Origin of the sequence: Hyphomicrobium sp. (assembly GCF_009026145.1) — a bacterium.
Classification (GTDB): Bacteria; Pseudomonadota; Alphaproteobacteria; order Rhizobiales; family Hyphomicrobiaceae; genus Hyphomicrobium_A.
Genome location: NZ_WBUE01000029.1, coordinates 19603 through 39563, shown reverse-complemented (window position 1 = coordinate 39563; position 19961 = coordinate 19603). Strand labels below are relative to the sequence as shown.

Here is a 19961-nt window from a genome sequence, read left to right as displayed (position 1 = left end):
CTTAATTAACCACAATCGCCCTCGTGGCCTCGCTGAAGGCCCGCACCTGAGTCACGTCGCGGCCCGCCCGCCGTTCACTCAGCTATTGCACACGAATTCCGCCAGGCACGGAGAGGGCAGCCATGAAAGGCAACAAGGAAGTTATCGAGGCGTTGAACTTTGCGCTCAAGCTGGAGCTCGGCGCGGTCAACCAGTACTGGCTGCATTATCGTCGCCTCGATGACTGGGGCTACACGAAGATGGCCAAGAAGGAGCGCGAAGAGTCGATCGAGGAGATGCATCACGCCGATAAGCTGATCACGCGCATCATCTTCCTCGAGGGCTTCCCGAAGATGCAGGAGATCGCCCCGCTGATGATCGGCGAGAACCTGAAAGAGGTTCTCGAGTGCGACCTCAAAGGCGAGTACATCGCCCAGGAGTTCTACTCCAAGGCGCGCGAGCTGTGCCGTCAGCACAAGGACTACGTGTCGATGGAGCTGTTCGAGGACCTTCTGAAGGACGAGGAAGGTCACATCGACTTCATCGAGACGCAGCTCGACCTGTTAAAGAGCATCGGCATCCAGAACTACGGCCAGCTGCAGGCCGATTCGGCCGACAAGGTCGAAGGCAAGGCCGACTAAGCCACTAGGCGCCGTTGCGCTCGGCATCGAGGGCGCGGAAGTGTCCGCGCCCTTGCAGCCACAGCATCAGAGCCAGAGCCGGCACGGCGGTGAGCGAAGTGCCGATGAAGAACAGCGGCCAGCCGAGCGCCGCGGCGGCGAATCCCGTTCCCGAGGAGAACAGCGTGCGTCCCGTCGAGGCGAGCGCGGTGAGGAGCGCGTACTGGGTCGCGGTGTGCAACGGATTGCGGCACAGCGCCGAAAGGTAGGCGACGAAGATCACCGTGCCGATGGCGCCGGAGAAATTCTCCACCACGATGGCGACGGTCAGCGCGCCGGCGCTCGGCGTCTGGTAGCCGAGCCAGATGAAGACGAGGTTGGAGAACATCTGCAGGAAGGCGGCGAGCCACAGTGCGGTGACGAGCGGCAGCGCGCGCGCCACGGCGCCGCCGGCGAATCCGCCGATCAGGAGCGCCGCGAGGCCGACGCCTTTGACGATCGCCGCGTAGGTCGCCTTGGTGTATCCGAGCGACAATACGAACGGCGCCGTCATGGTGCCGGCGAGCGCGTCGCACAGCTTGAACAAGACGACGAACAACAGGATGCCGAGCGCTGCATCGCGCCCTAGGAAGTCCGCAAAGGCACCCTTGGCGGTCTCGTAGAGCCGCGCCAGCGCGCCGCCGTGCACATGCGATTCGAGCTCGCGCTCACGCGCGGCCTGCGGCTCGCTCGCCCACAACGTAGCGGCGAGGCCGGCCAGCACGAGCAGCGCTGCCGCGGCATAGGCGAGCGGCCACACCGCGTCCTTGCTCAGCCCCTGCGCTTCCAGCCAGGCGCTGAAGCCGATGACGCCGGCGCCGGACGCCAGCATGCCGATGCGGTAGGCGGCGACGTACCCGGCCATGCCGGCCGCCTGCTCGTCCGTCGGCAGGCTCTGCACGCGGAATGCGTCGACGACGATGTCCTGCGTCGCCGAGGCGAAGGCGACGATGAGCGCGCCCAGCCCGATCATCCATGGGGCATTGATCGGGTCGCGCGTGCCGAGAAAGACGACTGCCGCCATCAGCACGAGCTGCGAGGCGATGAGCCAGGCGCGGCGTCGCCCGAGCCGTTCCGACAACCACGGCACGTGCCAGGCATCGACCACGGGCGCCCAGATGAATTTCAGCGTGTAGGGCAGGCCGGCGAGCGACAGCAAGCCGATGGTGCCAAGGTCGACGCCGCGGTCGGCCATCCACACGCGCAAGGTCTCCCCGGACAGCGCCAGCGGCAGACCGGAGGAAAACCCCAAGAGCATGATGACGAGCACGCTGGGGCGGAGGTAGACGGTGAGCGCCTCGATGTAGGACGGGCCTTGTCGCGTTTCGCTCTGCGTCGGGGCGCTCATACGGGGCAGGCTCCGGTGGGATTAGACGGCAGGGCTTGCTACTAAGGCGCGGCGCATCTGTCGATGCATGTCGACGATTAGAGTGACCGTAGTGCGGCAATAAGAACCGGGGAGGGCGGCATGGCACGCTACGTGCTGGCGATCGACCAGGGAACGACGTCGTCGCGGGCGCTGCTGTTTGACGAGCACTGCCGCGTGGCGGCTGTAGAGCAACAAGAATTTACGCAGCATTTTCCACGCTCGGGCTGGGTCGAGCACGACGCCGAGGAGATCTGGCAGACCGTCACAGCAACAACGCGCGAGGCAGTAGAAAAGGCCGGCGGGGCGCGGAATATCGTCGGCATCGGCATCTCCAATCAGCGCGAGACCTCGCTCATCTGGGAGCGTGCGAGCGGCCGGCCGATCTATAACGCCATCGTCTGGCAGGACCGGCGCACGGCGGAGGCCTGCGAGATGCTGCGCGCCGCCGGGCACGAGCGGGCCGTCGAGGCAAAGACGGGGCTACTGCTCGATCCGTACTTCTCGGCGACGAAGATCGCCTGGATCCTGGATCACGTGCCGGGCGCGCGCGAGCGGGCGATGCGCGGCGAGCTCGCTTTCGGCACCATCGATTGCTTCCTGTTGTGGCACCTGACGGGCGGGCGCGTGCACGCGACCGACGTGACGAACGCGGCGCGCACCTGCCTGCTCGATATCCGCACCGGCGCGTGGGACGATGAACTGCTATCGGTCTTCGGCGTGCCGCGCGCCCTGCTTCCGGAGGTGCGCGACAACGCGGCCGAGTTTGGCGCGACGGAGCCCGCGCTGTTCGGCGCGCCGATTCCTATCCGCGGCATGGCCGGCGATCAGCAGGCGGCGACCATCGGCCAAGCGTGCTTCGAGCCCGGCATGCTGAAGTCCACGTACGGCACGGGATGCTTCGCCGTGCTGAATACGGGCGAGGAATGCATCGCCTCCAGGCATCGGCTGCTGACTACCATCGCCTACCAGCTCCGCGGCAAGCGCACCTACGCGCTCGAAGGTTCGATCTTCGTCGCCGGCGCCGGCGTGCAGTGGCTGCGCGATGGGCTCAAGGTCGTGGTCCATGCCTCGGAGACGGGGCGCATGGCACGTGCCGCCGACCCGCAGCAAGACGTGGTGCTGGTGCCGGCGTTCGTCGGGCTCGGGGCGCCGTACTGGGACCCCGATTGCCGCGGCGCGCTTTTCGGGCTGACGCGCAACACGGGGCCGAACGAGCTTGCGCGTGCGACGTTGCAGTCGGTGTGCTTCCAGACGTTCGACCTCTTGCAGGCGATGCGCGGCGACTGGCCGTCGGCGGGCAGCGGCACGGTGCTGCGCGCCGATGGCGGTATGGCGACTTGCGATTTCACCATGCAGTGTTTGGCCGATATCCTTGACATACCGGTCGACCGGCCGACGGTGCTCGAGACGACGGCGCTGGGGGCGGCGTATCTCGCCGGACTGCAAGCGGGTTTCTATCCGCAGCCCGACGAGTTCGCCGCGCGCTGGGCGCTCGATCGGCGCTTCACGCCCGGCATGCAGGCGGCCGAGCGCGCACGCCGGCTCGCCTCCTGGCACGATGCGGTCCGTCGCACTCTGACAAAGAGGTAGGAGCATCTCCTGGGTCCCGGATCGGCGCTCACCTGCAGTTCGCACCGTCCGGGATGACAATGCGGTTACTGTCATCCCGGACGAGCGACGGCGAAGCCGAAGCGAGATCCGGGACCCAGCACAAGAAGCGTTGAAGACACAAAGTCATCGGATGACGGCGACGACGCGCGCCGGGGCAGCCGAGGCGCCGACGATCTTCAGCGGAAACACCATCACCTCGAAGCCCTTGGGCGGCAGCGCGCCGAGGTTGGTCAGCTGCTCCATGTGCCAGTAGGGGCGCCGCTGGCCGACGCGGTGCGCCTCCCAGAACAGGGTGTCGTCGCCCGTCGCCCTGGCGCGGGCGATCTGGGCGCGGAACGGCAGATCCCAGCCCCACTGGTCGATGCCCATGACGGTCGGGCCGCGGTCGAGCAGCCATTCGGTGGCGGCGGCGCTCATGCCGGTGCCGCGCTGCCAGAACTCCTTGGTGCCCATCAGGCGGTCGCGGCCGGTACGGATAAGCACGATGGTGCGCTCATCGAGCGTGGCGCCCGTTCTCGCCAGCGCCGCGGCGAGGTCGGCGGGGGTGATGGCGTCGTCGTCGTCCTTATGGGTAAGGTCGAGCACGACGCCGGGGCCGATGCACTTCTCCAGCGGGATCTGCTCGATGGTCGGCGCTGGAGCGCCGCCGCACGTCGGGCCGTAGTGCCACGGCGCATCGATGTGCGTCGTCGAGTGCACGCCCATCTTCGTGATGGTGTCGTCCGCCCAGCCGACGAAGTCGCGCGGAAACAGGCGTGCCGGAAGGCCGAGCAGCCAGACGAGCACCTTCGCCGCCCGATGCGACTTGTGACGGATGCGCACCTGCATGAAGCGCGGATCGCCGCGATTGAACTGGATCGGCTTCGAAAGGTCGATGATCTGCATGCCTGCCCCTAGACGATCTTGTTGGTAAGCTCGCCGATGCCGTCGATGGCAAGCGCAATGGTATCGCCGCGGGCCAGGAGACGGCCGTGCTCGATGCCGCTACCGCCGGGTAGCGTGCCGCTGCCGAACAGCTCACCGGGGTAGAGCAGCTCGCCGCGGCTGGCATGGGCCAGCACCTCGCCCAGCGACCAGCGCGCGTCACGCGTGGCGCATTCCGCGACCAGGCGCCCGTTGAGGCGCACGCTGCCTTCCAAGTCGCGCCAGCGCGGCAGGATCTCATCGGCGCTGACGACGACGCCCGACATGGCGCTGCGGAAGTGCTTGGCCTTCTGCGGCCCGAAGCCGGAGCGCATCTCGGCGAGCTGCACGTCACGCGCCGAAAAGTCGTTGAGCACCACGAACCCGCCGATGGCGCGCTCGGCGCTCGGCGCGTCGGCATCGCGGAGCGGCTTTGCCAGCACGAAGCCGAGTTCCAGCTCGTAGTCGAGGGCGCGTGTGTAGTCCGGCACGGTGATGTCCTCGCCGTCGGCGGCAAAGGTCAGGTGGTTGCCCATGTAGTAGATCGGCTGCCGATGCCAAAGGTCATGCGGACTGAGCGAGGGGAAGGTGCGGCGGGTAACGGCTTCGTAGGCGCCGACGAGGGGTGCCGCGGCCGGCATGAAGCGGCGCACGAAGCCGCGCGCGGCGGCTACGGCGTGTGCTCCATACAACATGAAATCGCGGAACGAGCGCGGTGTGAACGGGATGAGGGGGCGCGCATCGTCAGCGGCCGGCGCCGCCTCGGCCGCCGCCGTATCGAGGCGTTGGCGCGCGGCGTAATCCAGCCCCAGCAGGCCGACGACATCGTCGGCAAGGCCCGCATCGAGCCCGGGGAGGTGTGCCACCGCCGCGGCCGCCGGCACCCAGCCTTGGGGCGCCAGAAGCTCCACGCGCACCTTGCCCCCGGCTGCAACGCGCCGCAGCTTCATCTGCCGTCCACCGCTTCTAGCCTGGTTCGCATTGTCGTGACCGACTTTAGACTTTCGGAACTGGCAAATTAGTACGACGTTTGCACGGTTCGGCTGACTTCCGAATGAGGAGAGGAAACACCCATGATTGGCTTCAAGAAAATGATGGTCGGCGCGGTGGCTGCGGCAGCGGCGCTGGCCCTGACCGCCGGTGCGGCTTTCGCCGAGCATCACTTCGTCGGCACGTGGAAGGTGAAGGACACCGGCGGCAAGGACTTCCAGATCGTGCTGGCCGAGGACGGCACTGCCAGCGCCGATCGCAGCGGCGAAGGCATGAAGGGCAAGTGGGCGGAGGAAGACGGCGTCGCGGTGATCACCTGGGACACCGGCTGGAAGACCAAGATCGCCAAGGAGGGCGACGGCTACAAGAAGACGGCTTACGAGGGCGACACCGAGAAGAATTCGTCCGCCGCTGAAAAGGTGAAATAGACGAACGAGACTGCGGGGCGCCAATCGGGGCGCCCCGATCCTTTACTGGGATGGAGAGCGGGACATGGTCATCACCTGGGCGCAGATCATCGTGTGGCTCATCGTCGGGCTGATCGGCGGTACGTTGGCCGGCGCCGTGGTCCGCTGGCAGCGCGAGGGCTTCGGCTGGTGGACCAACCTCGGCATCGGTCTCGTCGGCGCGCTGGTCGGCGGCCTCTTGTTCCACCTGTTCGGCATACTGCCGGGGCTCGACAGCATTGCCGTGTCGCTGCGCGACGTCGTCTCGGCGGTCATCGGCTCGATGCTGTTCCTCGGCGCCCTGTGGCTGTGGCACCAGCGCGGCGGCGGCGTGTAGATGGTGCGCGTCGTCAACATCGACCATATTTCAGTGCGCGTTGCCGACTTCGCGCGCTCGAAGGCGTTCTACGGCGCGCTGTTCAAGTTCCTCGGCTTCAAGGTGCTCGGCGAGTACGACGACGCCATCGGCTGGACCAACGGCAGGACGCGCTACTGGATCGGAGCGGCAGACGCGCAAGGCAAGAAGCGCAAGTTCCGCATCGGCGACGTTGGCCTGCACCACTACGCGTTCGAGTTGCGCAGCCGCAAAGACGTCGATGCGCTGCAGGCGTTCGTGAAGCAGCTCGGCGCCAAGATCGTCGATCCGGCCGGCGAATATTACGACGACTATTATGCCGTATTCTTCGTCGATCCCGACGGAATGAAGCTCGAGGGCATGAAGTGGGGTGAGAAGACGCGCGCAGCCAAACGTCGGCGCGCCGCGGCAAGGAAGAAATCGAAGCCCTGACCAAGCAACTGAGCGAGCGCAAGTGGCGCTGGCTACGCCGCCGCGGAGTGCGGCTTGATCGTCATGGCGCCGGTTGAATCTATGTAGACCCGCAATTGCTCCTCGCGCGCCGGTGCATCGCGCGCCTCGGCGAAGATGCGCAGCGTGCCGCTGCCCACCGGCAGAATGGAGAATGTCTGGTGGTCCCGTTTGTCCTGTGAGGCCGGCTCGGCGCCGTTCGCGTCCACCCCGCACAGCTCGAACACCACGCGCGCGCCCGGGTTGAGGTCGACCTCCTCAGCATCGGAGTTGGCCACTTTGAGGCGCGAGCGGATGTCGACCACCTTGCTGTCACCGGCCTTCTGATACTCGACGAGGGTGACGGCGACCCCGTGCGCGGTCTTGTACATCGAGGCGTTGATGACCTCGAGATGATAGAGGCGCACCATGCGGTTTCCCAGGGCGACGAACGTGTCGTAGCGCTGGCCGGGATCGAGGATGCGCATCGCCAGGCGCGGTCGGGCCAGGTACTCGAAGATGACCGCGTGGCGCAAAAGGCGCCAGTAGAGGTACATCCCGGCGACGAGGACGGCCGCCATGGTTCCGTCGACCACCGGCCAGTCGCGTACGCCGCGCGCCGCCATGAAATCGCGTACGTATTCGTGGAACAGGAACGGCAGCGCCAGGATGAGGAGGACGATGACCTCCCTTTTCACCCCCAAGCTCGCATGCACGATCCGGGCGCCGTTCCAAACCCACGCGAGCAGTCGCATCGCCTACCGCCACTCAAGCACCGACTGACAGCGCGTGCGGCGAGCCTCCACGAGCCCAAGCGGCGCCGCATGGCTTCAGGCGTCTGTCTTGCCTAGAGATTACACATACTCGGGCGGGGATGCGGCGCGCTTCGGCCACGCGGGCGAACTATTTGTCCTCCTCGGGGGGTGGCGGCGGCGCGGCTTCCTGCGTCGTCTCGGGCGCGGCCGGTGGCGCGTTCATGGGCTCGGGCGCTGCCGATGCGTCATAGTCGGCGGGTGCTCCGCTGCCCATTGGGTCGGCATCTGGAGCAGGTGGCGAGTAGCCCGCGGCGCCGCCCGTGCCGCCGTAGCCCTCCTTTTGCTGCTGCGCCATGGATTGCTCCGATGCCACGCTGGCTGCAATCACGGTGAGCAATACCGCCGTCGCGGTCTGCCATTTGAAACCATGCATGACCAGTCCTCCCTCCTCGAATGTCGAAGGCGGTCGAGCATACGCTCGCGCCGCGCGGCGCGACAGCTGGCATCTTCGGTGCAAGGAAGAAGTGCGATGCGGATTCAAACCAAGCGCCCCGGTGCTTTAAACACCGGGGCGAGGATTAGTTGGGCAGTGATGAGTTGGCGGCCAACGCAAGCCGAGCCGCACGCGGCCTCGGTCATTTGAGAGGCGCCGGTTCGGGCGCGTTGAAGTGATAGTTGATACCGACCTTGACGGTATCAATCTCGACGTCGTGCCAGTTATAGAAGCGGTAGCCGATCGGCGAGCTAAGGTCACCGACGTTGGTCTGATAGCCCGACTCGGTGTCAAAATCGAAGTGCAGATACTCAGCCTTGAGGCTCAGGTTCGGCGCAAAGAAGTGCTCAACGCCGCCGCCGAGCACCCAGCCCGACAGGCTGTCGGTGCCAGTCGGCACGTAGCCAGGCTTCGTGGTGGCCTGCATCGCTTCGCCATCGTAGTAGGCATAGCCGCCCTTGGCGTAGACAAGGGTTCGGTCGAAGGTGACGCCGAGACGTGCGGTGATGTCGGCATAGAGGCCGCTGTCGAGCGTCAAGGCCTGATAGTTCGGCGGGGTGGAGGATGGGATGCGACCCTCGCCATCGGGGTCCATGTAGCCGACATCGCCCTCGATGCCTATGAGCAGGCTCTTGTGCTGCCAGTTGTAGCCGACAGTCCCGCCGCCAAACACGCTGTCGAAGGAATAGTCGAATGGTCCGGGCGGAACGCCGTCAGCGGCATTGTTCCTCACTTCTACATCACCCCAGGGCGCCCCCGATGTGCGCGCCGATGTAGAGCCCCGAAAAGTCGCCGGCCAGAGCCGAGCCGGCAGACAAAAACGCAGCCAACGCAACGAGATACCAACGCATTACACGACCCCACTCAAAACACTGTACAGATACGCTATTCAGTATCCTTAGGGCGTAGGCTGATCGAGCTCTAGGGAAATCCTCCCCGCGCCTGCGGAATGGCCGAGTGGAGTGGCCGCAACGCCACAATCGCGGCGTGAGTAGAACGACTGTCTCGCGCTACCTGGAGGCGACGAAGCGGAGGCGGTCCCGCATGGTGGGAAGACCGGGTGCGGCGGCAATCAAGTCGTGACGTCGGATGGGGGGAGTGGTGGTAGCGGGACCCGGACTTGAACCGGGGACCTACGGATTATGATTCCGCCGCTCTAACCAACTGAGCTATCCCGCCACGAGCCGCGTCTATAGGGACGCGCGCACGGCACTGTCAAGAATATGGGGTGCCGTTCCGGCGTCCAAGGCCCAAGATTATTCGGCGGCGACCGGCTGGCGGGCGGCCTCGTCGCGCTTGGCAAAGCGCAGCATCGTGAACAGCCCGAGCGGGCGCAGCGCCTTGCGCTCGACGAGCTCGAGGTCGTCGCACACCTGCACACGCGAGATGTCGAACACCGAGCGCCAGCCGATCTTGTCGGCGAACGGCGCCATGCGGCGCTCCACCCAGCCGCGCACGCCCTCGCGCTGGCTGAAGTGATTGACGAGCAGAACCTCGCCGCCCGGCTTCGTCACGCGCGCCAGCTCGCGCATCACCGCTTCCGGCTCGGGCACCACGGTCATTACGTACATGGCGACGACGGTATCAAAGGAGGCGTCGGCGAACTTGAGGTCGGCCGCATCCATCTCATGCAGGCCGGTGACGTGGTTGAGTCCTTCCTCGGCGACGCGCTCGCGCGCCTTCTCGAGCATGTCGGGCGAAAGGTCGATGCCGACCACCTCGAGATGGCGCTCATAGTCGGGAAGCGAGAGCCCGGTGCCGACGCCCACCTCGAGCACGCGGCCGCGGCTCTGGTTGATCACCTCGACGGAATGGCGGCGCCCCTCGCGGGCGACGAGGCCGAAGGTGTAATCGTAGACGGGTGCCCAGCGGCGGTAGGCGTCGAGCACGGCGGTTTCATCGATGCGGCCGATGCCGACGATGCGGCCGTGGACGCGCTCGATAAGGGCCGGCTGCCGGCGGTAATCAGTCTGCGACATTGTTTTCATTGGGGACCGCTCCTTGCCGTCGCGACCCAAGCCTCTCCAATTCGCTCAACTATCCAAGGCCGTGCGGCTCTGCTCAGGCGCCTTTGCAGCCACCTGCCTGGCGATCGTGCGGGCGATGAAACCTCCGCCCAGAAGGCGGGCGTCGTGGTCGCCGTTGGCGTAGAATACGCAAGCCTGTCCCACCGCGACCCCGTCCTCGCCGTCTTCTAGCATAACCGTGGCCGTTCCGTCCGCCTCGGCAAAAAGTGTCGCCGGCTGCGGGGCTTGCGAGGAGCGGATGCGCGCGAAAATGCGTAATCCGTCGCCGGGCGCCCTCGCGAGCGGCTCATCGCCGAGCCAATTGGTGTTTCTAAGGAGAAGGACTTGCGTGCGCAAGCAGTCACGCGGTCCCACCACGACCTCGTTGCGCTCGGCATCGAGACGGACGACGTATAGCGGCTCGGGGCCAGGAATTCGCAGGCCCTTTCGCTGGCCGATCGTGTAGTTGACGATACCGTCGTGACGGCCGAGGCGACGCCCATCGACATGCACGATGTCGCCCGGCTTGAGCGCGCCGGGCTTCAGCCGCTCGATGACCCCGGTGTAGCGGCCGGTCGGCACGAAGCAGATATCCTGGCTGTCGGCCTTCTCGGCTACCGGCAGCGCGAAGGCGCGGGCGTGTGCGCGCACCTCGGCCTTGGGCATGCCGCCGAGCGGGAACCATAGATAGCGCAGCTGCTCGCGCGTCGTTGCAAACAGGAAGTAGCTCTGGTCGCGGTCGGCATCGACGGCACGCGCCAGCTGCGGGCCGCCGGGTCCCTCGCGGCGCTGGATGTAATGGCCAGTGGCCAGCACGTCGGCGCCGAGCTCCTTGGCCGTATCGAGCAGGTCGCGGAACTTGATCTGCTGATTGCAGGTGACGCACGGGATCGGCGTCTCGCCCGCGACGTAGCTTTCGGCGAAGCTGTCGATGACGGCGGCGCTGAAGCGACTCTCGTAATTGAGCACGTAATGGGGAATGCCGAGCGCATCTGCAACACGGCGCGCGTCGTGGATGTCCTGGCCGGCGCAGCAGCTTCCCTTGCGCCCGGTGGCGGCGCCATGGTCGTAGAGCTGCAGGGTGATGCCGATGACCTCGTGCCCGGCCTGGCGCATCAAGGCGGCGACGACCGAGGAATCGACACCGCCAGACATGGCGACGACCACGCGGCGGCGCCCATCGGCGGCAAGGCCGGACACGGGAGCGCTTGAGGCGCCGGGAGGCACGTTTTCAACCACGCGTGGGGCACCAGCGTTGTGACGTTTGCGGCCTCTGCCGCCTGAAATGGCGCGAAAATCCTGGCTTTTTGCAGTGCCGCGGTTGGCGAGACCTTAGGGCCGGAGCGGCTAGATATGCAAGTCGGCGGGGCCGCCGCGTGCGGGCATGGCCCCGGCAGTCGCCCGCCGCCAGTTGTTACGTAAACCTTAACGGCGCACTGGGAGAGGCAGACGGCTTAGTTTATGTTATGTTTACTCAACGACTTAGGCCAGTCTTAATCGTGTTGGGTTATCACTGATAGCTGGTCAGCGAGTGTGTAATGAGTATCATGACCGAGCAACAGATGAGAGCGCGGGTGCGCTACGTTATCGGGCCCGATGGGAGCCCGCTGACGATTGCGGATCTTCCTCCCCGGGATACCAAGCGCTGGGTGATCCGCCGCAAGGCGGAGGTGGTCGCTGCCGTGCGCGGCGGTCTGCTCAGCATCGAGGAGGCTTGCGACCGCTACAAGCTGACCGTCGACGAGTTCCTGTCCTGGCAGCGCTCGATCGACAAGCATGGGCTTCCGGGCCTGCGGGCGACGCGCGTGCAAGAGTATCGCGACTAGGCATTCGAGAAGGCGGCCGCACCCTGTTGCCCCGCTAGTCCTTTTTCGGAGGGCGCTTCTTTGTGCCGGCGGCCGCGGGCTCTGCTGTCGCTGGCACGTTCTCCGACCAGCCCCCTGCCTCCGTATCCGAGCACCCGAACGCCCCGGCCCCCCAGCGGCGGGCATCCGCCTCCATCGATTTGGCCATCGTGTCCGGCAACTTCAGGTTCTCGAAGAGCAGCGTGGTCTTCTCGCTCTCGGGCGTGATGGCGATGCGGTAGGCCTTGATGCCCTTCGGGTTGTCGGAGAGGCGGTCGCGCTCGTGGATGACGATCTCCGCCTTGCCCCCCTTGCCGGGTGGCTCGGCCTCCGCATGGTAGACGTAGCCGGCTTTCAGCGGACCGCCCGCCCCGAACCAGCACGTCATTGCGCCACGCGCGACGCGCTCATAGACCTCCGTTGGCGAACCGACGATCGGCGCCTCGGTGACCGTCCCGGTCAGTTGCGGAAGGCTGGGGAGCGACGGCGGGCTGGTGCCGGAGCAACCGCCGGCGACAAAGCCCGGTAAGGCGGCGAGGCCGATGAGCGCCGGTCGCAGCATGGTCTCCGTGCCGTGCGAGGCCAGTTCGGAAGGCAATCACCCCGGGCAGCGTGGCCGATCCACCTGCCCCCGTGCGCTTCGTTGACACGCGCGGGGCAAGAAAACAAGGCAGGACCGCCGCCTGCACTGTGCAGGGGCGGCATGTACAAAAGCGTCGCTAATTGGGCCTCAGCGCAGAACGGCGGCGGTGGTGCGCTCGGCGCGCCGGCGGCTGCGCAGCTGGTCGTGACCGGCAGAGGAATCGGCCCGGGCCACCTGCTCCAAGGCCTCGTCGCGCTCGCGCAGGGCAGCCTCCAGCTTGGCCTTGAGGCCGTCGGCCGAGGCACGCAGGTTATCGCGGCGCTGGCTCGCCGATTTGGCAAAGGTGGAATAGGCAAAATGGGCCGGATCGCGAACGCCAGTGCGGTCCTCCTCCGCCTTGATCTGGCGGTCGAGATCGCTGGCCATCCCGTCGAACTCGCGGATCATTTGCTCCAGATCGGCAACCTTGCGCGCCTTCTCGTCGGCGGCGAAGCGCTTCAATCTCAGCGCCGATTCACGTGCTTTCATCGTTCGATACCCCGGACTAATTCGAACTGTGCGGTTTGAACTAACAAAAAGCGTGCCAGCACCGCCGTAGACACCCGCCATCCTGTCCGACGACCCCGCGTGAAACGGCCGTTTCAGGGGCAGCGTGAGGGCGGCGCGCAATGTTCGCACCAAATCTGACACGTGGCCATTAAGTTGCGGTAAAGCAACGCGAAGATCAATCCCTTCGGTATTAGCCGTAATGGGGCGAAAAAAGGGCGGCCGACCTCTAGGGACGCCCCGCGAATTCTGTTACCTCTTGATTCGTAAGCGCATTGGGCTCGACCGGCGCATCCCTGGCCACGGGCGTAAGGGCTGCGCGCCGAGCCGGGTACGTTGGTTCAGCGGCATACCAAGCACATATTTATCGCGTGGCAACGTGGCTTAGCGGCTGCGAACGCCTCGGTTTGCGCGGCCATTCCGCGGATGGCTCGGAGGTGGCTGGCGCCTTAGTTGTCGTAACCGAGTTCGTTAGAGTCTTGGGTCGCGGAGCAAGACTTAATTAGGGTTTGTTAACTTTCGGCGGGTAAATTCCTAACGATGGCTTAGCTTAAAGAGATGCGGGCGCTCTCTTTCGGCTTGTGGGGCAGCGGCGCGGACTAAGAGGAACGACCATGAGAGTCCTTTTGATCGAGGACGACAGTGCAACGGCGCAAAGCATCGAGCTGATGCTGCAGTCCGAGGGTTTCAACGTTTACACGACGGACCTGGGCGAAGAAGGCGTCGACCTCGGTAAACTCTACGACTACGACATCATCCTTCTGGATCTCAATCTTCCGGACATGAGCGGCTATGAGGTCTTGAAGACCTTGCGCGTCGCCAAAGTCGGGACACCGATCCTTATCCTTTCCGGCCTCGCCGGCATCGAGGACAAGGTTCGTGGCCTCGGTTTCGGCGCCGACGACTACATGACCAAGCCGTTCCACAAGGACGAGCTCGTCGCGCGCATCCACGCAATCGTGCGGCGCTCCAAGGGGCATGCGCAGTCCGTGATCGAGACGGGCGATCTGCGCGTCAACCTCGACACCAAGACGGTGGACGTCAACGGCCAGCGCGTGCATCTGACCGGCAAGGAATACCAGATGCTCGAGCTGCTCTCCCTGCGCAAGGGCACGACGCTCACCAAGGAGATGTTCCTCAACCATCTCTACGGCGGCATGGACGAGCCGGAGCTGAAGATCATCGACGTCTTCATCTGCAAGCTGCGCAAGAAGCTGCAGGCGGCCACCGGCGGTCAGCACTACATCGAGACCGTATGGGGACGCGGCTACGTGCTGCGCGATCCGAGCGACGACAACGCCGTGACGGCCGCCTAACGGCGATCAATCGGTTGTTGCGTGGCTGCGTCTCGGGAGCCTTCGGGCTCCCGATTGCGTTTGTACGCGCTAGTTGCTGAGCAGGAGCTTGCCTTCGATCTGCAGGATGCAGGCGTCGATGTTGTGCATCACCTCATCCGTCAAGTGCAACTCCTGCTCGATGGCGGCGAGGTCGTGGAGCGGGGCTTCCTTGCGGAAGAGGGAGGCCATGCGCGACATGGTGGCGATGACGCCGCGGCGCCGGGCGCGCTCGAGGCTCGCCTGTTCTGCCCGCGCCCGCTCCTTCAGGGCCGCCCGCTGCTGACGCAGCAGCGCCCGGCGGTGCAGCCCGACCTCCTTCTTGCGGTGGCGCAGCTCCTTGATGGCGCGCTTGGCGTCGGCGGACGAGCTCACCTGCACCGAGACATCGGTCCCCTCGATGGTGGTGAAGCGCATCGGTGTCAGCTTCATTTCCCGTCCCCGTCGTTGGCTCCGACGCCTCGTATCCCCGCGCCGATTATACGCGGTGCGACGGAGCCGTCAGCATGAGGCGGCATGGCGCCTTGACCGGGCGGTAAGTGGGGCCACCATGGCGGTCGCGCAAAAAGGGGGAACGATGGAAGGACATGATTCGCTGGCGACGCTGATCGGCTTCACGGGCGTGGGGCTGCTGCTGCTCGCCTTCGTGCTCAACCTCGCTAAGCTGCTCAAAGCCGAGAGCGTCCCCTACCTGGCGCTCAATCTCATCGGCGCCGGGCTCGCTTGCGCCTCCTCGTGGATGATCGACTTCATGCCGTTCGTCATTCTGGAGGGCACTTGGGCGGTGGCGACGCTGGTGGCGCTTTTCCGCGTGCTCGCTGGGGCTAAGCAGCCGACCTCAGCATAGACGCGGTCTCGGCGTCCGGCAGCCGGTCGCGAACCGAGCGCGCGAACACGCCGAGCGAGAAGGTGCTGACGATGAGGAGGTCGCCGTACTTGGGCCGCACCCCCAGCCCGCCGCCGTAGTTGCCGAGGAAGGACAGCGCCCCGAGGCCATCGATAAACAGCCAGAACCACAGCGACTGGCGCAGGTCGAGCTTGCCTTTCTCGTCACCCCAGTAGTGCAGCGCGATCAAAACGGCACCACCGAGGATGGCGAGGGCGAACACCTTCCAGTTGGTATCCCAGCCCGCCCAGTAGACGATGCAGCCGACAAGCATGAAGGCGATGGCCGAGATGGCTACGCCGCGCTTTGGCGCGCGCCAGCCAGCGCACTCCGGCGAGGTTGATGATGACGAAGGTGAGCAGCAGCACGGTGGCGACGGCGAGGCCGTGCGGAGTAAGCGCGCGGTCGCCATCGATGGCCGTGGTCAGCCACGGCAGATAATTGGAGGCGTACTGCAGCACCGCCGTGACCTCGATGGGCGCCGTGGCGACATAGGCGATCCAGCACAGCCAGCCGGCCATGAAGCCGCTCATCGAGCCATGCGAGAAAGTAGGGGATGCGGGCTATGGCGCCGGCCAGTGGCAGCATGCCGCCGAGCTCGGCATAGACGAGCGACAGCATCAGCGCCACGCCGCCGCCGATCAGCCACGAGATAATGGCGGCGGGGCCAGCGATTTGAGCGGCATAGAGCGAGGCGAACAGCCAGCCCGAGCCGATGATGCCGGTAATGCCGGTGAACAGGAGGGCGAGGGGGCCGATCTGCCGCTGCAAGGCACCATGCTGGCTCGGAGCCTGTTTGAGCATGCACCTCCCCCAAAGTGGCCGCGTGAATGCGCTTAGCCGCTATAGGCGATTCGCCGAGACAGGAGGCGGCGTGAGGGACTAATCTCCGGGTGTGCTCGGCTGCGGCGAACCGACGACTCGCGCTGTTCCCTAGGGAACTACATTAGCCAGCCCCTCGCCCGCATGGTCGGCCCTTTGGCACAACTCAATCGAGGGAGGCACAGATGATCCGGACTATCCTCGCCATCGCCACCGCTCCTCTTGCGGCCATGACGCTATTTGCCTCCGCGGCAGAAGCCTGCATTTCATGCGAGTACGTCCCGGAGGTCGCACGCAGCTCCTCGACGTCCCACGAGTCGAAGACGTACGCGAGGTCGCGCGCCTATAAGGCGGCGGAGGAGCGGCGCGCGCGCACGAGCAAGAAGCGCTACGTCAAGACCGATGACGGCTCGTCGAAGGCAGGGAAGGCGGAAAAGACCGAGAAGGCCACCAAGAAGGTAGAGACGGCCAAGGCTGCACTGGTCGAGGCGCAGACCGAGCATTCGTCCATGGCCGGTTCCGACACCAAGAAGGTGGAGTCTGCGACGACCGCCCCGGAAACGAGCGGGCAGCAGACGGAAAACTCGACCATCTCGACGGCGGCCGTGGGCAAGAGCGAACCCGCCGACGCCAAGCAAAGCGCGAGCGAAGAGCCGCAGGTGAGCACGAACGTCGGCTGCAAGAAGTTCTTCCCGACGGTCGGCATGACCCTGTCGGTGCCCTGCGAATAGGCCGTCGATCCGAATCGGCGGTGCCACACCTGAAGCGCAAACGGGCAGAGCGCCGTGCTCTGCCCGTTTGCGTTTCTGAGGATAGGATCGGCTAGCCGCGCGGCGGACGGCGCCGCTCGCTAAACCACGCGCGGTACTCGGCCATTTTGCCGCGCTGCGCTCCCGGCGCACGCCGCTTGCAGGTCGAGGTTTCCTCGCTGTTGTCGGGCGCCCCCCACCTGAGCTCGGCGCAATCATTGATATTGTAGGCCATCTCGAGCTGCGCTGCGCGGTCGACCACGTCTTTCAGCGCCAATGTCCACTGCGAGCCATCGCTGCGCGTATAGGCAAACTTGCGCGCGGCAAGCTCCGAGCTGAGCGTGCTTTCCAATGCCGCCTTCACGTCGGCGGCGCTCTTGTCCTTGGGCATCGCATAGCGCTCGGGGCGCCGTGCGACGCGATCGGGGAACCCGCGCACCACGTCGATGGCAATCAACAGTCGCAGATCGCGCGAGGGCGTCGCGAAATCTTCCCAGGCGCCAGTCGTCTCAAAGATCGACGCCCCGTCCGGCATCGCCACCTCGCCGCCGCCGCCCACCTGGTATTTGCGGCCATTCTCGACCGACGTCACGCGCGCCTTCACCTGCTCATCGAGCGCCGTGATCGCCTCCAGCATGGCGCGCGAAGGATCGAGCGGCGCCGGCGACATCACGTCGTCCATGCGATCGTAAAATGCCTCGATCCCGAGTTCCGACTGTTCGAGAGAAAAGTCGCCATACTCGGCACTCTTTGCGATCTCCTCGTTGGAGAGTCGCCGCAGCGTGCCGCTCTTGTCCTGCACGATGGGCCGGAAGCGCTTGAAGCCTGGGCCGCCGAGCGCGGGGTCTTGCGCGAACAGGAAATTGCCGCGCCAAAAACGCTTGCGCGAGACCGTCCCGTCGGGCTGCCCGTCGACGGCGAGGAGGACGCCGGCCGCGCTATCCGTCTGCGGCAGGCGCTTGGCGATCACTAGGATGTGGCCATAAGGGTCGGCGTAGACGGCTCCCGGGCGCAGCGTCTCGTGCTTCAGCGCCACGGGGTAGTAGTCGGTGTCGTCGTCGTCGGCCGCCGTTCGCCCGGAGCCGGAATGGACGCCGTTGGCGACGGTGGTGCGCAGATAGAAGCCGAAGCCCGGCACAAGTCCTGCCGGACGCTGCGGCACTCTATATGCCGGTCGCGCCGCCGCCGGTGGCGGCCCGCCGAAGAAGCCGAACAGATCGCCACCGCCGCCGCCGGCGAAGGTTTGCGGGGGCGGGGCCGGAGGCGGCTCCTCTTTTTGAATGTTCCACCACGCCGGGCATTGCGGTGGCTTGCCGCCGCCGCCGCGCGTGCACTTCGCATAGCCGAACGGCAGGCCCATCTTGAAGGCGAAATAGGCGCGCAGGAAGTAGGGAAGGTCGGCACAGTCAGGTTGGATGACGAGCCCCTTCTGGTCCTCGGCCGCTCCCAGATGGTTGAACAGGAAGTTGCGCGACTTGTCGCGCAGCACCTCGTGCAATGCCTTCCACGACAGCGTCTCCTCTAGCGGCGCGTCGAACAGCTTCTCGATCCACGCCGAGTAGAGGTTCTCCGTCGCGCGGTTCCAGGTATCGCGCACCGGCCAGACGCTCTTGCTGCCCGAGCGGGGTGGTCCCGAAGGGCTCTTGCGAACCTCGATATCGCGCACGATGTTGCGGCACTCACCCGGGGCGCCTTCGCTGGCGAGCTTTGCTTGCCACTTGCCGATGGAGGGCGAAGCGACCTCGGCGAACCAGAAATACGGTGGGCCGCCGCGCCGATCACGCGATGCGATCGCGACCTTGCCGTCGGGCGCGATCAGCGACAGCTCGCCCTCGATCGGCTGCTCGGCGGTGAATACGACGCGCAACGGCGCGCCCTTCCACGGCGACAGCGGCGAAGCGAGGACGGCAAGCCCGGCCGCGTCCCCGCAGCCGCTCGCTGGACCTTTCGCCGGCAAATCCTCGGCCGAGACGAACGACGCGCCTGCGATCAGCAGCGAGGCTGTCGCAGCGGCAGCAGCAAAGTGGCGCTTAAGAAACAATCGAGCCCCCGGGCCTTTCTCGACCGCAGTTGAGCACTATCGCCAAAGCTCTGACTGAATCAAAGCTCCGACTCAAACATGGCAAAATTTATCGCCCAGAAATTGCATCGTCGGGCTAATCCTCCCGGCGCGGCCCGGAAGGCGTTTTTCTTCGATTCTGCAATGAGATGTCGGCGAAGCAGGCAGCCGCTAGGCTCGGTTGGCCGCGCTTCTGCCGCGCACCGAATATCCGTGTGTCTCCACAGTTCCTAAGGATGCAGATCCGCTAACCGCGCAGGATGCGGAGCACGCAGTCGGCGACGCCGTCCTGCCAGGTGGGAAGACGCATGCGGAAGGTGCGCTCGAGCTTCGAGCAGTCGAGCTGCGAGTTGGCCGGGCGCTGCGCCGGCGTCGGATAGTCGAGGCTGCGGATAGGCTCCACCTCGGCGACCGGCCCACCGAGCGCCGCCGACCGCTTGAACACCTCCTCGGCGAAGCCGCGCCAGGTCGTCGTGCCCGAATTGGCGGCGTGGTAGACGCCCCACGGCCCGTTGGCGCCCGGTTTCGACAGACGGCGCGCCAGCTCGAGAATGATGGTGACGAGGTGTGGGGCATAGGTTGGGCTGCCGCGCTGGTCGTCGACGACGCGCACGCGCGAGCGCTCGGCGGCCTGCGCCAGCATGGTCTTGACGAAGTTGCGCCCCCCGGGGCTGAACACCCAGGAGGTGCGCAAAATGACGTGCCTGGGGTTGGCGGCGCGCACGGCCTCCTCGCCCTCGAGCTTGGAGCGGCCGAAGACGGTGACGGGCGAGGTCGCGTCGTCCTCGACGTAAGGATCGTATTTGCGGCCGTCGAACACGTAGTCGGTGGATAGGTGGATGATGGGGATGCCGCGCTTTGCCGCCGCCTCGGCGAGCAGGCGCGCGCCGTCGCGGTTGAGGGCGAAGGCGCGCTCGACCTCGGTCTCCGCCTTGTCGACGGCGGTGTAGGCGGCGGAGTTGATGACGACGGTCGGGGAGATGCCGGACAGAGCGCGCTCGATCGACTTGGCTTCGCAGATGTCGAGGGCGGCGCGCCCGACGGCGCATGCGGTGACGTCGGGGCAGCCGGGCGCTGCCTCGACGAGCGCGCGCGCAACCTGGCCTTGCCAGCCGGCGATCAGCAGTCGCATGGAGCACCGGC

Annotated in this window: 25 protein-coding genes and 1 tRNA gene; 10 read left to right on the top strand and 16 right to left on the bottom strand. The window is 65.9% G+C overall.

The features are described from left to right. Window positions 1-122: 122 nt before the first annotated feature. The gene (gene bfr / locus F9K20_RS17915) at window positions 123-620 is read left to right on the top strand and encodes a bacterioferritin (protein WP_291005055.1); all 498 of its coding nucleotides are present in this window, start codon (window positions 123-125) and stop codon (window positions 618-620) included. A 4-nt stretch (window positions 621-624) separates the two neighbouring features. Here the strand turns inward: bfr and F9K20_RS17910 are convergent, their stop codons facing one another. Further along, on the bottom strand, window positions 625-1986 hold the full coding sequence (locus F9K20_RS17910; protein WP_291005052.1) for an MFS transporter: 1362 nt from the start codon (window positions 1984-1986) through the stop codon (window positions 625-627). A gap of 120 nt (window positions 1987-2106) precedes the next feature. Here F9K20_RS17910 and glpK point away from each other — a divergent pair, with 120 nt between their 5' ends. Further along, window positions 2107-3597, top strand: a complete 1491-nt coding sequence (gene glpK / locus F9K20_RS17905) for a glycerol kinase GlpK (protein WP_291005049.1) — start codon at window positions 2107-2109, stop codon at window positions 3595-3597. A gap of 144 nt (window positions 3598-3741) precedes the next feature. On the opposite strand, the gene F9K20_RS17900 is transcribed toward glpK, so the two are convergent. Together F9K20_RS17900 and F9K20_RS17895 are read right to left on the bottom strand one after the other, a co-directional pair. Next, a complete protein-coding gene (locus tag F9K20_RS17900; RefSeq protein ID WP_291005046.1) occupies window positions 3742-4503 on the bottom strand; it encodes a cyclase family protein in 762 nt (253 codons plus the stop codon). A gap of 8 nt (window positions 4504-4511) precedes the next feature. Continuing rightward, complete coding sequence (locus tag F9K20_RS17895; RefSeq protein ID WP_291005043.1) at window positions 4512-5471, bottom strand: fumarylacetoacetate hydrolase family protein; 960 nt, start codon at window positions 5469-5471, stop codon at window positions 4512-4514. 123 nt (window positions 5472-5594) lie between these two features. Between F9K20_RS17895 and F9K20_RS17890 the strand changes: the two genes are divergently transcribed. From F9K20_RS17890 to F9K20_RS17880, 3 genes are all read left to right on the top strand, one after another. Further along, window positions 5595-5939 (top strand): hypothetical protein, encoded by a 345-nt coding sequence (locus F9K20_RS17890; protein ID WP_291005040.1) that lies wholly within the window; start codon window positions 5595-5597, stop codon window positions 5937-5939. Between the two features lie 64 nt (window positions 5940-6003). Further along, a complete protein-coding gene (locus F9K20_RS17885) occupies window positions 6004-6294 on the top strand; it encodes a GlsB/YeaQ/YmgE family stress response membrane protein (RefSeq protein WP_291005037.1) in 291 nt (96 codons plus the stop codon). After that, the gene (locus tag F9K20_RS17880) at window positions 6295-6744 is read left to right on the top strand and encodes a VOC family protein (RefSeq protein WP_291005034.1); all 450 of its coding nucleotides are present in this window, start codon (window positions 6295-6297) and stop codon (window positions 6742-6744) included. Between the two features lie 32 nt (window positions 6745-6776). On the opposite strand, the gene F9K20_RS17875 is transcribed toward F9K20_RS17880, so the two are convergent. From F9K20_RS17875 to mnmA, 6 genes are all read right to left on the bottom strand, one after another. Beyond that, window positions 6777-7496, bottom strand: coding sequence for a hypothetical protein (locus tag F9K20_RS17875; RefSeq protein ID WP_291005031.1), 720 nt, complete (start codon window positions 7494-7496; stop codon window positions 6777-6779). Between the two features lie 148 nt (window positions 7497-7644). Continuing rightward, window positions 7645-7929 carry a hypothetical protein gene (locus F9K20_RS17870; protein ID WP_291005029.1) on the bottom strand — a complete coding sequence of 95 codons (285 nt, stop codon included), beginning with the start codon at window positions 7927-7929 and terminating at the stop codon, window positions 7645-7647. A gap of 202 nt (window positions 7930-8131) precedes the next feature. Continuing rightward, a complete protein-coding gene (locus F9K20_RS17865; RefSeq protein ID WP_291005026.1) occupies window positions 8132-8722 on the bottom strand; it encodes an outer membrane beta-barrel protein in 591 nt (196 codons plus the stop codon). A gap of 369 nt (window positions 8723-9091) precedes the next feature. After that, window positions 9092-9168, bottom strand: a tRNA-Met gene (locus tag F9K20_RS17860). Window positions 9169-9245: 77 nt separating this feature from the next. Next, window positions 9246-9977, bottom strand: a complete 732-nt coding sequence (locus F9K20_RS17855; protein WP_291005023.1) for a class I SAM-dependent methyltransferase — start codon at window positions 9975-9977, stop codon at window positions 9246-9248. Between the two features lie 45 nt (window positions 9978-10022). Continuing rightward, window positions 10023-11195 carry a tRNA 2-thiouridine(34) synthase MnmA gene (mnmA, locus tag F9K20_RS17850; protein WP_291005020.1) on the bottom strand — a complete coding sequence of 391 codons (1173 nt, stop codon included), beginning with the start codon at window positions 11193-11195 and terminating at the stop codon, window positions 10023-10025. 347 nt (window positions 11196-11542) lie between these two features. Here mnmA and F9K20_RS17845 point away from each other — a divergent pair, with 347 nt between their 5' ends. Then, window positions 11543-11821: a DUF1153 domain-containing protein gene (locus F9K20_RS17845; RefSeq protein WP_154740801.1), complete on the top strand. Its 279-nt coding sequence runs from the start codon at window positions 11543-11545 to the stop codon at window positions 11819-11821. A 34-nt stretch (window positions 11822-11855) separates the two neighbouring features. On the opposite strand, the gene F9K20_RS17840 is transcribed toward F9K20_RS17845, so the two are convergent. Then, on the bottom strand, window positions 11856-12401 hold the full coding sequence (locus tag F9K20_RS17840) for a hypothetical protein (protein WP_291005018.1): 546 nt from the start codon (window positions 12399-12401) through the stop codon (window positions 11856-11858). 168 nt (window positions 12402-12569) lie between these two features. Further along, entirely contained in the window at window positions 12570-12923 is a 354-nt protein-coding gene (locus tag F9K20_RS17835; RefSeq protein ID WP_291005015.1) for a flagellar export protein FliJ, read from the bottom strand. Window positions 12924-13582: 659 nt separating this feature from the next. Between F9K20_RS17835 and ctrA the strand changes: the two genes are divergently transcribed. Next, a complete protein-coding gene (gene ctrA / locus F9K20_RS17830; protein WP_291005012.1) occupies window positions 13583-14284 on the top strand; it encodes a response regulator transcription factor CtrA in 702 nt (233 codons plus the stop codon). A 69-nt stretch (window positions 14285-14353) separates the two neighbouring features. On the opposite strand, the gene F9K20_RS17825 is transcribed toward ctrA, so the two are convergent. Next, a complete protein-coding gene (locus tag F9K20_RS17825) occupies window positions 14354-14734 on the bottom strand; it encodes a hypothetical protein (protein WP_291005009.1) in 381 nt (126 codons plus the stop codon). 145 nt (window positions 14735-14879) lie between these two features. Here F9K20_RS17825 and F9K20_RS17820 point away from each other — a divergent pair, with 145 nt between their 5' ends. Continuing rightward, the gene (locus F9K20_RS17820; protein ID WP_291005006.1) at window positions 14880-15149 is read left to right on the top strand and encodes a hypothetical protein; all 270 of its coding nucleotides are present in this window, start codon (window positions 14880-14882) and stop codon (window positions 15147-15149) included. Here the strand turns inward: F9K20_RS17820 and F9K20_RS17815 are convergent. Together F9K20_RS17815 and F9K20_RS21375 are read right to left on the bottom strand one after the other, a co-directional pair. Further along, window positions 15127-15462 carry a hypothetical protein gene (locus F9K20_RS17815; protein WP_291005004.1) on the bottom strand — a complete coding sequence of 112 codons (336 nt, stop codon included), beginning with the start codon at window positions 15460-15462 and terminating at the stop codon, window positions 15127-15129. The two genes, F9K20_RS17820 and F9K20_RS17815, sit on opposite strands and share 23 nt — an antisense overlap. Continuing rightward, entirely contained in the window at window positions 15353-15709 is a 357-nt protein-coding gene (locus F9K20_RS21375; protein ID WP_367238399.1) for a hypothetical protein, read from the bottom strand. The genes F9K20_RS17815 and F9K20_RS21375 overlap by 110 nt, the downstream gene beginning before the upstream one ends. On the opposite strand from F9K20_RS21375, the gene F9K20_RS21370 reads away from it, so the two are divergent. Together F9K20_RS21370 and F9K20_RS17805 are read left to right on the top strand one after the other, a co-directional pair. Continuing rightward, on the top strand, window positions 15708-16028 hold the full coding sequence (locus F9K20_RS21370) for a hypothetical protein (protein ID WP_367115776.1): 321 nt from the start codon (window positions 15708-15710) through the stop codon (window positions 16026-16028). The two genes, F9K20_RS21375 and F9K20_RS21370, sit on opposite strands and share 2 nt — an antisense overlap. Window positions 16029-16195: 167 nt before the next feature. Then, window positions 16196-16741: a hypothetical protein gene (locus F9K20_RS17805; protein ID WP_291004998.1), complete on the top strand. Its 546-nt coding sequence runs from the start codon at window positions 16196-16198 to the stop codon at window positions 16739-16741. Between the two features lie 91 nt (window positions 16742-16832). On the opposite strand, the gene F9K20_RS17800 is transcribed toward F9K20_RS17805, so the two are convergent. Both F9K20_RS17800 and rfbD read right to left on the bottom strand, forming a co-directional pair. Further along, a complete protein-coding gene (locus F9K20_RS17800; RefSeq protein WP_291004995.1) occupies window positions 16833-18800 on the bottom strand; it encodes a hypothetical protein in 1968 nt (655 codons plus the stop codon). A 265-nt stretch (window positions 18801-19065) separates the two neighbouring features. Further along, window positions 19066-19950 carry a dTDP-4-dehydrorhamnose reductase gene (gene rfbD / locus F9K20_RS17795; RefSeq protein ID WP_291004992.1) on the bottom strand — a complete coding sequence of 295 codons (885 nt, stop codon included), beginning with the start codon at window positions 19948-19950 and terminating at the stop codon, window positions 19066-19068. Window positions 19951-19961 lie beyond the last annotated feature (11 nt).